Here is a 14,515-nt window from a genome sequence, read left to right as displayed (position 1 = left end):
GAGGGCGGCGCTTGCGCTTTGTGACGGGTTGGAGGCCCAGAGAAAGTCTTTGGGTCGCCCGTCGCGGGGTATCACCCATGGCGACTGTCGTTCAGAAGATCACCCTGTCGTCCTCGCGCGACATCCCCTTCAATAAGCTGGTGCTCAGCCAGTCCAACGTCCGCCGTGTAAAGGCCGGCGTCTCCATTGAGGAGCTGGCCGAGGACATCGCCCGGCGTACCTTGCTCCAAAGCCTCAACGTCCGGCCGGTCCTCGACGCCGAAGGCGCCGAGACCGGAATGTTCGAGATCCCGGCCGGCGGCCGCCGCTATCGGGCACTGGAGCTGCTGGTGAAACAGAAGCGGTTGGCCAAGTCCGCGCCGGTGCCTTGCGTCGTGCGCGATCTGCGAGCAACATTCTCGCCGAGGACGACTCACTCGCCGAGAACATCCAGCGCGCGCCGTTGCACCCCCTTGACCAGTTCCGCGCCTTTCAGGCTATGCGCGAGAAGGGCAGGACCGAGGAGGACATCGCCGCTGCTTTCTTCACGTCGATCAATGTCGTGAAGCAGCGCCTGCACCTCGCGTCGGTCTCGCCCGCGCTGCTCGACGTCTATGCCGATGACGGGATGTCGCTCGAGCAGCTCGTGGCCTTCACCGTCACTGCCGATCATGCGCGCCAGGAGCAGGTTTGGCAGTCGATCTCCGGGTCGTGGCAGAAGGAGCCCTATCAGATCCGCCGCATGCTGACGGAGAAGACGGTGCGCGTCTCCGACCGGCGGGCCGTGTTTGTCGGCCTCGACGTCTACGAGGCGGCCGGAGGCGCGGTGCTGCGCGATCTCTTCCAGTCCGACGACGGCGGCTGGCTCGAGGACGTCGCTCTGCTCGACCGACTTGTCGCTGAGAAGTTGAAGGCAGAGGCGGAAACGATCGCCGCCGAAGGTTGGAAGTGGATCGAGGTCGGCGCGACCGATTTCCCCTACGGCCATACCCGTGGCCTGCGCCAACTGGACGGCGTCTCCGCTAATCTCACGGCTGAAGAGCAGGCGACCATCGATGCGCTCAACGCTGAATATGCCAGGCTCGAAGCCGAGCATGACGGTGTGGACGAACTGCCCGACGAGGTTGACCAGCGACTCGGCGAGATCGAGACGGCTCTCGCCGCCTTCGAGGATCGACCCGTCACCTATCAGTCGGCCGACATCGCCCGCGCGGGCGTGTTCGTCGGCATCGATGCCGAAGGCAGGCTGTCGGTCGATCGCGGCTATGTGCGGCCGGAGGACGAAGTGCCCGTGGCCGAGCCGGGGCAGAGTGGCGACGGCGAACCCACCACCTCGGTTGATCCAGATGGCGCGGAGCCCTCGGTGCCGGTCGCCCAACGCGCCGTCATCACCGTCGCGGGCCAAGCTGCAGAGCCCGAGGATGAGGACGATGATGCGGTCAAGCCGCTCCCGGACCGTCTACTGACCGAACCACGGCGGAGCGGACGCTGGCGCTGCGCGACAAACTGGCGACCACACCTTCGGTGGCCTTCCAGGCGGTGCTGCACAAATTCTGCCTCGACGTCTTCTCCCGCTATTTCTCCCATGGGGCGGCGATGGAGGTCTCCGTGCGCAGCGCCAGCTTCCCGATGCAGGCGCAGGGGCTGAAGGATACGCCGGCGGCTAAGGCGATCGACGCACGCCACAAGAGCTGGGAGGAGCGGATGCCGAAGGACAAGGCGGGCCTATGGGATTGGCTCACCGGCCTCTCCGGCGACGAGCAGGCGCCGCTTTTTGCGCACTGCGCCTCGTTCGGTGTCAACGCGCTGTACGAGAAGGGTGACCGCTACGGCGGCGGGGTCACGCCGCACACCGTCGAGCAGCGCATCACTGAGGCCGATCGCATCGCCAAAGCCGTCGACCTCGACATGGTGGAAGCCGGGTGGCGCCCGACCGTCGAGAACTATCTCGGCCGGGTGCCGAAGCGCCGCATCCTGGAGGCGGTGCGGGAAGGCGCCGGCGAGCGGGCCGCCCAGCTCATCGATCATCTGAAGAAGGGCGACATGGCCAAGGAGGCCGAACGCCTCCTGGCGGAGACCGGCTGGCTGCCCGAGCCCCTGAGAATGGCCGACGCCGACCACGCGGCGACCGTCCACACCACGGAGCACGAGCGCGATGACGCGGTCTGGATCTCCAAGTCCGACAAGCTGCTCGAGGACGCCCAGCGCGACTGGTCGGCGCTGGGCATGGAGCGTCTGCTCGTCACACCGCTCTCGCGCTTTCCTCAGGGACGTCCGATCGTTCTCTCCGAGGGTATCCTATTTTTAACCTACGCTACGCTGCGGTCCGACGACCGCGGCGAGAAGCTTTCGCGCGTCCGGCAGATCGTTCAATGGTTGGGCTCCGACTTCGACGGCGTCATTATTTTCGACGAGAGCCATGCCATGCAGAACGCCGGGGGCAAGGGCGAGCGGGGCGATGTCGCGCCCTCGCAGCAGGGCCGTGCAGGTTTGCGCTTGCAGCACGCGCTGCCCAACGCCCGCGTCGTCTATGTTTCGGCGACCGGCGCCACCACTGTCCACAATCTCGCCTATGCGCAACGGCTCGGGCTCTGGGGTGGGGAGGATTTTCCGTTCGCCACCCGCGCCGAGTTCGTCGAAGCAATCGAGGAGGGCGGCGTCGCGGCAATGGAGGTTCTGGCCCGCGACTTGCGCGCGCTCGGCCTCTACACCGCCCGCTCTCTCTCCTATGACGGTGTCGAGTATGAACTGGTCGAGCACCAGCTCACCGACGAGCAGCGGCGGATCTATGATGCCTACGCCAGCGCATTCAGCGTCACCCGCCTTGAACCCGACCTCGAGGACCTGCTCTGGTCGACGGTGAACGTCTTCCACCGTGCCATCGACCGGATCGAGCGCGAACTCGACGACAACGAGCTGGCGCAGCAGCGGTCGCAGCGCGAGCAGGACGGCAGCGAGATCAAATCCGTCGAGCTGGAGCGACTGACGGCAGAAGGGCAGACGCTGATCGAGCGACGAGGCGCCTTCGAGCTGATGCGCGACCAGGCCGCCGACGAGTTCGAATGCCACAGACGGCAAGCTATGTGACGCATAAGTTCGATATGCGATTCCAGGAAAACGCGATCGAAGATCGCCTGACCAAGGTCAAGCATCCCTGGACCAATGCCCAGGTCGAGCGCATGAACCGCACGATCAAGGGACGCGGCCGTCCAACGCTACCATTACGATCGACACGTTCAGCTCGAAACTCATCTTGCCGACTTCATCACCGCCGACAACCACGATCGACGGCTGAAGACCCTGAAGGTCCTCACACCCTACGAATACATCTGCAAATGGACTTCCCAGCCAGGACGATTCAAGCTCGACCCGCTCCAGCAAATGCCGGGACTAAACACCTCGGTCCAACCAAAATGGCGCAATCGTAAGTTGCGCGCGCAGATTCCATGCTGAACGGGATGATCCAGGATGCCGTTGTAGGCAGCCATAGCAATTACCAGATCTTCGCACGCTCGACGTTTGATTCTAGATCAACGTCGAGCGGACGGAGCTGGAGCGAACAGTTCAGTCAAATTTGTAGGAGGCCTGGAAGAACGTGCCCCACCGCTCCATGCGATAGTCCCCGGGAAAGGGGCCGTGAGTAACAGGAGAGCGGCCGGCTTCCTCGGCTATGGTTGTGAGTTGCTTTCGCTGGTTAGGAGTCCACATGGCCCAATAACGACCACCGACGCCGACGCTGAAGTTCTTGGTGATGAAGTAGGATAAAACTGCCTCGACCTGCACACCACCGCCACCACTCCCGCGTTGATCGAAGAAGGTCGTGAACGGGCGCAGCAGATGGTTGTCGCGCCCCTGGAAATCCGTCCACGGCAGGTAAGCAACATCGGCACTCATGCGCCAGCGATCGAGCAACATGGTCTCAGCGCTAAGCCCGATGCGCAGCGCATTCCAATCAGTGTCTTGGCTGCCCACAATCCTTTTATCGCCTGGCGCCAGACATGGAGCGTAGGGCGAGGCGATCTGAACGCAGCCTATCGTGTCAGACTTCTGGCCGTAATAGCTCCAGCCCATAAACCCACCAACCTTGGAGGTGCTGCCATGCAGGAAATCGTAACCGGCATCGGCGGTGTAGTACGTGAACCTTCCGTTGCCCTGGCCCGATATTGTGTTGCGATAAGGGAGCGGGTCCACGCCCCAATCTTCATCGTTCATTTTTCCGTTGTTGAAGCGCCCAACTCCGATATTGCCCTTCAGAAAGATTCCCCAAGGGCTGTCCAGCCGCTCGAACAACTCACCGGAAATCCCGTCCAGCCCATGATAGGTGAGCCTTGATATAAGATCAGTACTCCCGAGGTCCCATTGAAACCTCCCCCGGCTCAACCACAGCCGTGTGCCGCCTTCCAGCGACCACCCGTCAGCAAGGCCACTGGGCGAGGCGCTGACGGTCGGCTTCGTTGCGTATGGCGGCGTATCTCGCCATCCTGGCGTCTGTGGGAGTGCGTCAAAATGGTAGTTCAGTCCAAGTTTTCCGATGTGATAGCTGCTGGACAGGCCGGTGGTGTTGGCGGGGACGGTTGCCGGCGGCGGATATTGCAGGGTCGGAGGAGTCGCAACACTTGATCCGTTGAACTTCAGATAATCGTACTCAAGGCTCAAGGACCATGCATTCGTGAGTGCTTGCTCGACGCCTACGCCGATGGTGCCACCGACACGACCATCGTCGAAACGGGTGGAATTCTGTGGCGCCAGGCCAGATGGGTTAGTGCGGCTAGCGAATTCGTTGTTGTTGGCGACAACGCCGCTATTGCGCTGCCAGGCCAAGCCCCCCTTGAGATAAACAAGTGTTTGGCCATGCGGGCCGAACGCATACCCAAGGCGACCCGTTCCCGTAGCAAACACACTTGGACCGGCGCTGCAGTTTGCGCTGATGACAGAGCTGGAGGCGGCAAGACAGGTGTTTGTACCGTCTGAGGCAGCGCGACTAGCATCCAGTTCAACGCCGAAAACCCAGCGTTCGCTCTGCCAGTTGTAGCCGATCTGACCTCCCGCCAGGAACACAGGGGTTTGGACAACGTCCCCATAGAGCGACTTGCCATAGGAATCGCTGAATGATGTTTGCCCGTAGCCCCCGCCGACGTGCCCACCGATATATCCTCCGGTCCACCTCCAGACGGCGGGTGGGGCCTTTACTGCCGGCTTAAGATTGGCCGAATTGACGGCACCGCCTGCAACGAGCGCAGCTGTTGTGACGCAGCAAAAAAGAAGTTGGGGTCGCATTTCACCTCACGAACACAAAACGCGCGCCAAAACTTGCAACGGCAACTCAATGGCTGACGTTGTTGGCTCGCTTCCACGGCGGTTGTGGTTTGCAGGATCTGAGCCAGCGGACGCAATGCGCATTCGCTGCGGTTTTCGATCGCGATGTTGTCTTCGCAACAAGATCGGTTAGTTTTGTAACACGCGGCGTGTCCAGGACCGGACACGAGTCGGTCGCATGAACAAGAGCGATCGGAATGATGCTCGGGGTCTTGCCGAACTGGGTGCGGGTTGGGTGGTATCGAGAAGTCAAAATCCAGAGCGAGGAGAGCCACAATGTTCGAGCGATACTTGTCGCGCAATTCCGCCTTGTGTCCATGCGCCGGATATCGAGAACCAGGACCGCAGTCTGATGAAGAAATGTGGGTTGCTATTCCCTCGCGCGATTGGCCAACAGTTCTTAACCAGCTCGGGGAGCTATCGGGCGAAGATCATCGACTCCTCAACATGATCGAGCCACTCCTGTCAATTCATGAGCATATCTGCCAGCAGCAGATAAGATTCGACGAGGAGGTCCGCCGATTTGGGAAGTCTGACGAGACGACGCCTCGCCTAATGACGGTTCCTGGTGTTGGCCTGGTGACTGCCGTCACCTTCCGCCATACGATCGATGACCCGCCCCTGCGATCGGCCTCGACAGTCAGTGCCTATCTCGGCCTCACACCTCTGCGCAACCAATCTGGTGAAACTGACATTAGTGGCAAGATATCTCGATGGGGCGATTGACTTCTCCAAATCTACCCTGTTTTAGGCAGCGACCGTCCTTCTCTATCGGACCAAGAAATGGTGTTCCCTCAAGGCCTGGGGAATCGCGAAGCGGGTCGGTATGAAAAAGGCAAAGGTCGCCATTGCGCGCTAGATCGCTGTGATCCTCCACGGCATTTGGGTCTATGGCACGCCGTTCCACTGAGGCCACGCGCCGGCCTGACATTATTTTGCAAGTTCCTGACCCGGTTCGCCGGGCCCGGCGATGTCCCGCTGGGATGGTGGTCGTGGTGACCTCGGTCAATCGGCTGGTGGCGGCTCGCCCGCACGCCATTGCAAACGATGAGGCACCCGATCCGGACATCATCATGAGGCGCTTGCGACCTTCGGAAAGGACCATGACCCCAGCGGCGCGCAGCTGAGGAGAGTAGGTAATGGCTAATCGGTCCACGACTACGAGCCGGCTATCGATCTACCAGTCGCGCTCGCCCCGTCTCCGCAACCCCAACCCGCTCCAACGGGTCGAGCGCTATCGTCTTGCCGAATGGCTTCAAAAAGAGAATTGGCATCAATCCGCAATTAAAAGGCCGATTGACACAACGATCGCCGACATGGACGCGACTCGCGTTGCTGCTGCGCAGGGGAGCACTTGGCGGTACTGGAGGGGAGCCTGGACGGCCTGACCACGCGCCAGATTGCGGCGGCGAACGGGTGGGCGACGGCAAGTCTAGCGAGCGCAAGGCCGTGGTAGCGCAGGATTTTCACTTGAGGCGTTGGTTGGCGATGGAGAAAAAGCTCGCGGCCTGACAATGAAATCATGATCCAGCCAAATTGAGACCGAAATCGCCAATCACATCTCCCGCGCCCTAGAGCGGGAGAGATGAGAGACGTGACGAAAGAGCGCCGAAACAGGGGTATTCGCATAGCCGAGATCGTTATTGATGGTTCTCCGATGCGCTGTAAGGTGCGCCATCTCACGGCTTCCTCCGCAATCGTTCAGACCTTGGATGCGCCTTTTATGCCAGCCGCTTTCGGTCTGCGCATTCCGAGCGTTGGACGTGATATTTATTGTTCCGTCATCTGGCGTGACGAGCGACGGCTGGGCGTGACATTTCTCAACTAACCGCCAATTTCTTTTGTAGAAAGACGTTCTTACGCTGAACTCGGACGGTATTCAATTGTAGGCAGATTTCTGTCTCGACGCGACGATGCATCACTCGCGCGGGTTCGATCCCCGCGTAACTGGCCGGACTGAGGGCCTTGCGGGACCTCTGTGCGGCTCATTTTTACCACACCCAATCGACATTGTTGATTGAGGAGAAGGGTACATGGCGAGGCTCGCCGACGTGCTCGAGCTATCGAGCCACTGGGCTTCGATCCTGCTAGAGCCAAACATGAGCAGATCGTCCTTCCATGTCCCATCCGAAGGCATTGATGGTCAGAACGGCAACAACAAGTGGGACCTCGCTGATGAGAATGCCAAAAACGAGCGTGGGCCAGCGTCATCTTACCCAACTCCTCATCGGCGAAGCCGACGAAGTTTCCTTTAACAACGCTGCGGCTGGCGCCGATCAACAAGGTCTCCGGCCGCCGAATGCTCTCGTCCCGAACGCGCCGATCCGGCGGCCGGCGATACGCTCAACGAGTTCGGACCTTATCATTGGCACTGGCGTCCACGGAATTTGGGGAAATCATTTCTCGAAAGCGCTAGCGCCTGTCAAGCCGCAGCAGGGGGCACAACCAGACCCCACCAAGCGCAGTCGGCTGAAGATGACCGAGCATTCGAGATTTGTCATCATCCGGTAGCGCTAGCATTCGTACCTGCGGGTCGCCTGCAGCTGCTTCGCCAAAACTATGCCACGTGGTGCTCGGTCTTGGATGCGGCGTCGCGCTGATGCTCAAACTTTGGATGACCATTTCAGCGATCATCGCGCCATCGCGCTGGATATTCACCTAAAGACAGATGGTGCTGTTGAGGTCGCTGGAACGAAGGCGCGACTCGACGGCTGATCAAGAGCGATATCGACTTGGCCTTCTATGCACGCGCTGCACGGATCGCCGTTACCGGCGTGCTGGACTGAGTCGGACAGTCCGCCGCCTTGCCGCGTTAGCGATTGAAGCCGAAAGGCGGAAACACGACAACGTCGTGGTTCCGGCGCAGCCGAAAGCGCGGCCCGCAGGGAAACGCACGGCTATTGACACTCGACGGCCGTAGACGTGAGCCCCTGCGACTTATATGGCCTGGCCTGATATCTTCTAGCGAGGAATCGCGAATCTTGCAGCAGCGGACTTCCCGCCTGCCTTTGCGGCACCGAGGTCGTCACGATCATTCGAGTCTCAACAGGTAAAACGAGGACAGCCGGTATGGGAGAGATCAATATCCCCCGCGATCAACAAGATGCCCTTGCGACGATTGACACCAACGAACTGGACAGGCTGATCGACCAAGCGGTCGGCAGAGAACAATTGGGTCATCTGCACCGTCTCCCTCTCACGAATTGCGGGTCCTACATTGCAAGAAAGCTCCATTACTTCGAACAGGCGTTGACGGAACACCGCCAGGCCAAGGCGCCAGGAAAGCGCGCAAAAACAGCAGACGCCCTCCGACGCGCCGGCAGTGACCTATCCTCCGCGGTTGACGCTATGAAGCGCCGAATGGAAACGGAACAAAAGGAAGGGGAGCTCTTCTACGTCGACGACCAGATCGTGCCGCCTCACCGCTTCGGCAAACACCTGAGCGTCAGAGTGAGTTATCGATGGCGCCGGACCGTTGATGACGAGTGGACGTTCGGCAGTATAACGTTCGCTCACGACGTAGATCTACGTCCCGATTATACGATCCCCATCCCCAAGCGAAAGCCGAGCGCTGCCAAGCAGCAGCAGGATCGGCAGACCAAGCTGTATGAAATATGGCAGCACTTGATGAGAGGAGCGCTCTATTCGGTTAGGGACTATTTTAGAGAAGGTGGTGACGGCGATAAGATCCCACAAACATTTCAGGCGACGGTCGATTCGCATACCCGCGGGCTGAACAATTACAGCACTCGGTTCTGGCGCCAGCCTGCCTTGCGCGGCGGCGATCAGGGTGAGACTGCAGCGAAAATCAAGGGTTCTTCCGCACATTTGGTGCAGTATGAGCGATCGATGGTTGGATTGGTTGCCCGATCGTTCTCAAGCAGCCAGGAGGACGCGTCGACGCAATAACGGGTAGCTTGCCCGGCCATACATTTGTCGTTTGATGGCTTTGATCCTGCTGATCTGGCCTTCGACCGGACTGGTCGTCCAGGAGGTAGTTATTGCCGCTCGGACTGCATCGATGTCGCGCGCGATGCCGTTGGCGAAGCTCTTGAGCTCGCTGTTGCCTGCTTGTGCGATCCATTCATCGAGCCCGGCGATGTCGCTACCACTGAGAAGGGACACAAACCGCTTCGCCAGATCAGCCGCCGTGGCCAGTTCCGGAGCTTGCGCAAACAGATGGCCGAGGAACAGCCTGGCTTCAGCGTCGATCTGATCCGGATCCTGGCTCAAATACCAAGCACAGCGACGACGCGTGGGAGCTTTCCAGGTCAGATGTGGTTGTGCTGTTCCTCCCGCGTCTGCATGTGCACGCCTGTCCGCGGCCCATCGCGCGACGGTCACACGACTTCCAGTATAACCCTGTTGCTGAAGCTCCCGCCAAAGCTGCTGGCCCACGTGGCAGCCGGAGGCCCACCGCGCTTCGAGCCATGTCTCGAAGGGCGCGAGAAGATGTGAAGGTCTGTGAGGACGCGAATGCTCCGGTTCGCCGCCAGCGGCCAGCCAGCGCTGAACAGTGCGCCTGTCGACGCCGAGCAGTTGGGCGATCCTGGATGTCGGGCAACCCTGCTCGCGCAGGCGGCAGATTTCATCCCAGCATTCGCGTCGCGCAGCCTTTCGATCCGCCCGCAACTGTGCAAGGCCGGGCGGCGGCACGGAAGTGCTGGTCTTCGCTCGTTGCACGGACGCCATGATTTGCACGGCGGCGGCTACGTTGTGACGATGGCGGCCGACCGCGTGGCGCAGGGCCTCACCCAAGCTGTTGAACAGGTGCCATCGGTCCGCCACCTGCACCGCGTCGGGCGCGCCGCAGCGTGCGCCATCAGCATAGAGTCCCGCACGATCGCGGGCGACGACCTTGATCCCCGGCCAGCGCTTCAGCCAGCGCGCAACACTGTCAGCGTTACGATCGGGAAGCAGATCAAGCACGAAATTGCGCTCCAGATCGCAGATGATCGTTCCATATCGCTGGCCACGACGCCAAGCCCAATCGTCGATTCCGACGACGGTCGGAGCAACGAAATCCGGCAACGGGGCCGAGTGAATCATTCGGAGCAAGGTGTCGCCGCTGACCGGCATGGCCAGTTTGCGCGCCAGGCGCGAGCCGGGCTCTCCGCCGACCGCAAAGCCGATCGCCAGTTGGCTCTCGCCGAGGCGGGTTGTGCGTCTTGCTTTCGGCCGCATCGTTGCCGGTAGCCGCTCGGTGAATATCCGACGCGGGCATTGCAGATTCGCGCATCGAAACCGTCGCGCGTGAAGCCGGATTTCGACGACCCGACCCTGCCAGGGCAGATCGGCTAAGCGTCGCACGTAATGGCTGTGGACGCGACCCGTCTGGCAGCCGCAACAGGGACAGAGCGAGACCGCTGACTTCGGCCGAGCCACGAGCACCACCCTGTCAGTCTGGGGAAGGATCTCGACAATCGAAAGCTCGGAGGAAACCAGTGAGCGGAAGGCTTGGAGCAAGGCGAATCGCGGGCGTGGACTGCGATTCCGACCTTATGCCCTTATTCGCACTATCCGTGAATCCTGCACCCTGCACCAAATGTGCGGAAGAACCTCGGAATGTCGCGCCACCTGCCGCGCGAATAGCTCACTAATGGTTGCTCCTCGGCGATTATTATTTTCTCGCGACATACTATCCCTAATGCGCGCCGACGCCCATTGGTGCGCCGAAACTTGGCGGCGTCAAAACGAAATCCGCCGGAAGAGAGAAATAGGAAATCTTTGGCACTCTCGACCAGCCTTCGCTGGCAAGGCTCCCGACCAACCGCCCGCCGAGCGGGAGGTCCCACAGCGTCCATTGTGACGGCGAAAGGGACGGGCAGGAATAAAAAAAAGGCGTAGCGGTTTGAACGGTCTCGGTCACGTCAAGGCATAAGGGATCGACCTGCAGGCCTCTGCCGTCCGCCTTCAGCAGCGCTTCTTTCCGGGTCCAAAGCGTCAGATACTTGCGCACGCGCTCGCCATGGCTAGCATCTGCACACCAGTACATCTCAGCTGGCGAAAGAACCGAAGCCCATTCCTGCTCTGCGCAGCGGCCAGCATCCACTCGCTCGATATCTACGCCGACTCGTCGCAAGCTGCTGATCACGACGATCATCTCGTCTGCGGAATGGCTCAGGTTAAAATCCGACACCGCGCTGGTCGGGCCAAAGGAAAGAGACAGCCGTCCTTCGGCGGAACGGCAAAATCCAACCTTCTGTGGAGCCCAGTTGAAATACGAGCCGAGCAGAAAGCGAAGTGCCGCCCGACCAGCGATGAAACGCCGAGAGTCGCGGGAATAGCGGTATTTTCGGGCTTTTTCTCTCTCGTCATCGGAAAGCAGGGAGACGCAATAGCTCAAGGTGCTCGGCGAAACGGCGAGCGTTATCGACCATACTTGGATTTCATCGCGACGATTGAACGGACAAACGGCGGTCATAAGACCTCGTTGGGCGCGGTTATTCAGCTTTTCTAATAGCTCTCATGCTCGTAGGATTGCAAGTCCGCAGGGCGCCTGGCTGCCATCATTGCCGTCAAACGAACAAGAAAGGATTGCATCGGTGCGCGCCGGAAGCTGATGATTGACTACCTCAAGAAGGCGAACGATGCCGGGTGTATGAGGTACATCGGCAACATGTCCGTTGGTACTGAAGATGACCCGATCGCCGGCGAGCTGATGGAGGACTGGAAGAACTCCAGCCCGAACGAGCACGTCGCTGGAGAGGATCGAGCGAGGTGCGTCACGTGGCGGTACGGTGCCGAAACTAAAGCTCGTCGTTTTGCGCAGCCATTCCCAAGTTTGGTCCCCGCCAAGAGTCGTTACTTTCAAGAAAGGGATATGACGCAACTTTCGCTGGCATCCACCGCGGCTGACAAACCCGTTTCAAGTAACTTCCAGGGATTGCCCTGAAGGTACAAAGCGATGTTTAGCGAGACGCTAAATTCCGGCGATTCTCCCACGTGCCAATGATCAATCGCCCAATGGAATACGTCGCCCGGTGCCGCCGACAGAGTGACAGCGTCATCCAAATCCTCTCTCCACTGCAGCGGGTGGAAATCAGTACCCCTGGGAGAGCGATATGAACCGCCATGGGCGACAGGCGCTATCCAGAACTGGGAACGCGGCCAGACATACATCTTCTTGTGACCAGAAATCAGAAAATGAAAGTTCGTACCGCGGCCGCGGTGAACGCCTCCCGGAGTGGTCGCATAGCGGCCCATGAAGAGTTCGAGGCCGGCATAGCCTGCGGGCATTCCAACCATTTCATACAGCGGCGCAAGAAACCGGCAGGCGCGCTCCCATACGTCGGGCGCGTAGCGCTGGAACCCTGTGACGTAAAGCAACACGTCGCGATGGGCGGCCGCGCGAGATAAACGCTCGCTATATTGGTCCAAAGAAATGTCGCTGAGATTTGGAAGCAGGGGATCGGCCTCGGCGCCCAACAATCGCATGCTGTTAAAGAGAAGTTTGACTTCGCTGCGGCGTTCCTCCGATTCGACCGGTCGCATGTTTGGCGGATGATCGCTCGGCCTTTCTGTATCGTCCCTAAACTGCCGCGCTACCGATTGCAGCGCAATGAAAATTTCTTCCGACGAAGCAAGAGGCTGGCTCAAGGGGTTTGTGGATGACGGTCGCCTGACGATTCCAGTATTGCTTTATGAAGCGCTGCCAATTCTGCGGGAAATATGACGCATCGGGGGGCTCAGAAACCAGCGAGACACGAGTGGTAATCATCGCGCACCTCAAGTTGCTAGAACAGGCGACACCGCAATCAGGAACAGTCAGCTCCGTTCGTCAGGAGGGTGCGCCGAGGCCATCGCTCTTTGCAGACTCAGCGGACGCATATCGGTCCACACTGAATCAATGTGCTGAAGGCAATCGGTCTTGCTCGCAATTTTCCCCGTCTCCCTCCACCGAGTGGGATGGGTTTATAATAGAATATTGACCTCATCGATCGTCTAGCCGACGACCTTGGCCGAGCCTTCCCTGAGATGACCGGGCTCTCGGCCCGAAACCTGAAATATATGCGCGCCTTTGCGGAGGCGTGGCCGGATGGCGAATTTGTGCAACAGGTTGTTGCACTTTTGCGTTGGGGTCATAACGTCCGCCTGCTTGATGCAGTCAAGGCGGCTGAGGAACGCACTTGGTATGCCCGCCAGGCGATCGAACACGGATGGAGCCGCAACGTCCTCATCCATCAGATCGATAGCAACCTCTTCACCCGCCAGGGCAGCGCGCTCACAAATTTCTCGCGAACCCTGCCAGCCGAGCAATCAGAACTAGCCCAGCAGATCCTGAAAGACCCCTACACTTTCGACTTTCTGTCGCTCGGCCCCGAGATGCTCGAGCGCGACCTCGAACGTGGACTGATCGAGCACCTCCGATCGCTGATCCTCGAACTCGGTAAGGGCTTCGCCTTTGTCGGCAGCCAATATCATCTCGAGGTCGCCGGCCAAGACTACTATCTTGACCTGCTCTTTTATCCTCTTCGGTTGCGCTGCTTCGTGGTGATTGAACTGAAGATCGAAGACTTCAAGCCGGAATTCACAGGGAAAATGAACTTTTACCTCTCGGCGGTTGACGATCAACTACGGCACCAGGACGATCAGCCGGCGATCGGCATTATCCTCTGCAAGGGCCGTAACAAGGTGATTGTCGAATATGCCCTACGCGACACGAGCAAGCCGATGGGCGTGGCGCAATACCGGCTTTCGCCGGCTCTGCCGCCCCAGCTTCAGCAAGACCTGCCGACTGTGGAGGAGTTCGCTCGCGAATTTCCGCTCATGTCTGTCGTCAAGATGCGCATGGAGATCGAGAGGGCCCTGCGCGACTTCATGGGCAACCACGGCTTTGCTCCGCCGACCGGCCTCAGCAACATGCTGCGCGAACTGCATCGTCGCAGCCTCGCCCCATCCAGCACCGCGCAGCTTCTGGACGCACTGAGAGTCATGAACGAGGCCGCGCACGGTCTGGATGTCGACCCGACGGCCGCGGAGCAAGCCGTCGATGTCGGCACAGTTTTTCTGGAGGAACTTCGAAACCTGCGTGGAAATTACCCCGGTGATGGGGAAACATGATGATTCAGGACCTTTTCCGTCATCGTTACCGACCGCGCGAAGCGCCCGGCCGAAGCGGGTGTCGGGCGACGTGGAAAATTGACCCCCTGACGACACGAGGAATTGACCCCCTCGCGACACGGTCAGAACGGGGGTTTTATGCAGCGACTCAGTTCAG

Annotated in this window: 8 protein-coding genes and 4 pseudogenes; 7 read left to right on the top strand and 5 right to left on the bottom strand. The window is 59.9% G+C overall.

The features are described 5' to 3' along the window. Positions 1-77 precede the first annotated feature (77 nt). Both IVA98_RS30855 and IVA98_RS30845 read left to right on the top strand, forming a co-directional pair. Positions 78-2,796, top strand: a pseudogene (locus IVA98_RS30855) (strawberry notch-like NTP hydrolase domain-containing protein); the annotation flags it as partial. Positions 2,797-3,068: 272 nt separating this feature from the next. Beyond that, positions 3,069-3,432: pseudogene (locus IVA98_RS30845) on the top strand (integrase core domain-containing protein); the annotation flags it as partial. Between the two features lie 111 nt (positions 3,433-3,543). Here the strand turns inward: IVA98_RS30845 and IVA98_RS30840 are convergent. Next, positions 3,544-5,256, bottom strand: a complete 1,713-nt coding sequence (locus tag IVA98_RS30840; RefSeq protein ID WP_247356158.1) for an outer membrane beta-barrel protein — start codon at positions 5,254-5,256, stop codon at positions 3,544-3,546. A 214-nt stretch (positions 5,257-5,470) separates the two neighbouring features. On the opposite strand from IVA98_RS30840, the pseudogene IVA98_RS30835 reads away from it, so the two are divergent. The 4 genes and pseudogenes from IVA98_RS30835 to IVA98_RS30820 all read left to right on the top strand — a co-directional run. Continuing rightward, positions 5,471-6,151: pseudogene (locus IVA98_RS30835) on the top strand (transposase); the annotation flags it as partial. Between the two features lie 738 nt (positions 6,152-6,889). Next, on the top strand, positions 6,890-7,123 hold the full coding sequence (locus IVA98_RS30830; protein WP_247356156.1) for a hypothetical protein: 234 nt from the start codon (positions 6,890-6,892) through the stop codon (positions 7,121-7,123). Positions 7,124-7,413: 290 nt separating this feature from the next. Continuing rightward, a complete protein-coding gene (locus IVA98_RS30825; RefSeq protein ID WP_247356155.1) occupies positions 7,414-7,806 on the top strand; it encodes a hypothetical protein in 393 nt (130 codons plus the stop codon). A gap of 558 nt (positions 7,807-8,364) precedes the next feature. Next, complete coding sequence (locus IVA98_RS30820; RefSeq protein WP_247356154.1) at positions 8,365-9,204, top strand: hypothetical protein; 840 nt, start codon at positions 8,365-8,367, stop codon at positions 9,202-9,204. Here the strand turns inward: IVA98_RS30820 and IVA98_RS30815 are convergent. From IVA98_RS30815 to IVA98_RS37845, 4 genes and pseudogenes are all read right to left on the bottom strand, one after another. Beyond that, positions 9,172-10,680, bottom strand: coding sequence for an ISL3 family transposase (locus tag IVA98_RS30815; RefSeq protein WP_247356168.1), 1,509 nt, complete (start codon positions 10,678-10,680; stop codon positions 9,172-9,174). The genes IVA98_RS30820 and IVA98_RS30815 overlap by 33 nt on opposite strands. A 259-nt stretch (positions 10,681-10,939) precedes the next feature. Continuing rightward, positions 10,940-11,719 carry a 4'-phosphopantetheinyl transferase family protein gene (locus IVA98_RS30810; RefSeq protein ID WP_247356153.1) on the bottom strand — a complete coding sequence of 260 codons (780 nt, stop codon included), beginning with the start codon at positions 11,717-11,719 and terminating at the stop codon, positions 10,940-10,942. 386 nt (positions 11,720-12,105) lie between these two features. Then, positions 12,106-12,894, bottom strand: a complete 789-nt coding sequence (locus IVA98_RS30805) for a hypothetical protein (protein WP_247356152.1) — start codon at positions 12,892-12,894, stop codon at positions 12,106-12,108. Positions 12,895-13,062: 168 nt separating this feature from the next. Next, positions 13,063-13,191 (bottom strand): annotated as a pseudogene (locus tag IVA98_RS37845) (MbtH family NRPS accessory protein); the annotation flags it as partial. 30 nt (positions 13,192-13,221) lie between these two features. Here IVA98_RS37845 and IVA98_RS30800 point away from each other — a divergent pair. Beyond that, on the top strand, positions 13,222-14,358 hold the full coding sequence (locus IVA98_RS30800) for a PDDEXK nuclease domain-containing protein (protein ID WP_346657750.1): 1,137 nt from the start codon (positions 13,222-13,224) through the stop codon (positions 14,356-14,358). The last annotated feature ends 157 nt before the right edge of the window (positions 14,359-14,515 follow it).

It is taken from the genome of Bradyrhizobium sp. 160, from assembly GCF_023073735.1.
Lineage (GTDB): Bacteria > Pseudomonadota > Alphaproteobacteria > Rhizobiales > Xanthobacteraceae > Bradyrhizobium.
This window is presented reverse-complemented; position numbering and strand designations above follow the sequence as displayed.

What these genes read in the sequence shown, in the direction of transcription:
- IVA98_RS30840 (WP_247356158.1), bottom strand. Translation starts at nt 5,256, where the DNA reads ATGCGACCCCAACTTCTTTTTTGCTGCGTCACAACAGCTGCGCTCGTT.
- IVA98_RS30825 (WP_247356155.1), top strand. Translation starts at nt 7,414, where the DNA reads ATGTCCCATCCGAAGGCATTGATGGTCAGAACGGCAACAACAAGTGGG.
- IVA98_RS30820 (WP_247356154.1), top strand. Translation starts at nt 8,365, where the DNA reads ATGGGAGAGATCAATATCCCCCGCGATCAACAAGATGCCCTTGCGACG.
- IVA98_RS30810 (WP_247356153.1), bottom strand. Translation starts at nt 11,719, where the DNA reads ATGACCGCCGTTTGTCCGTTCAATCGTCGCGATGAAATCCAAGTATGG.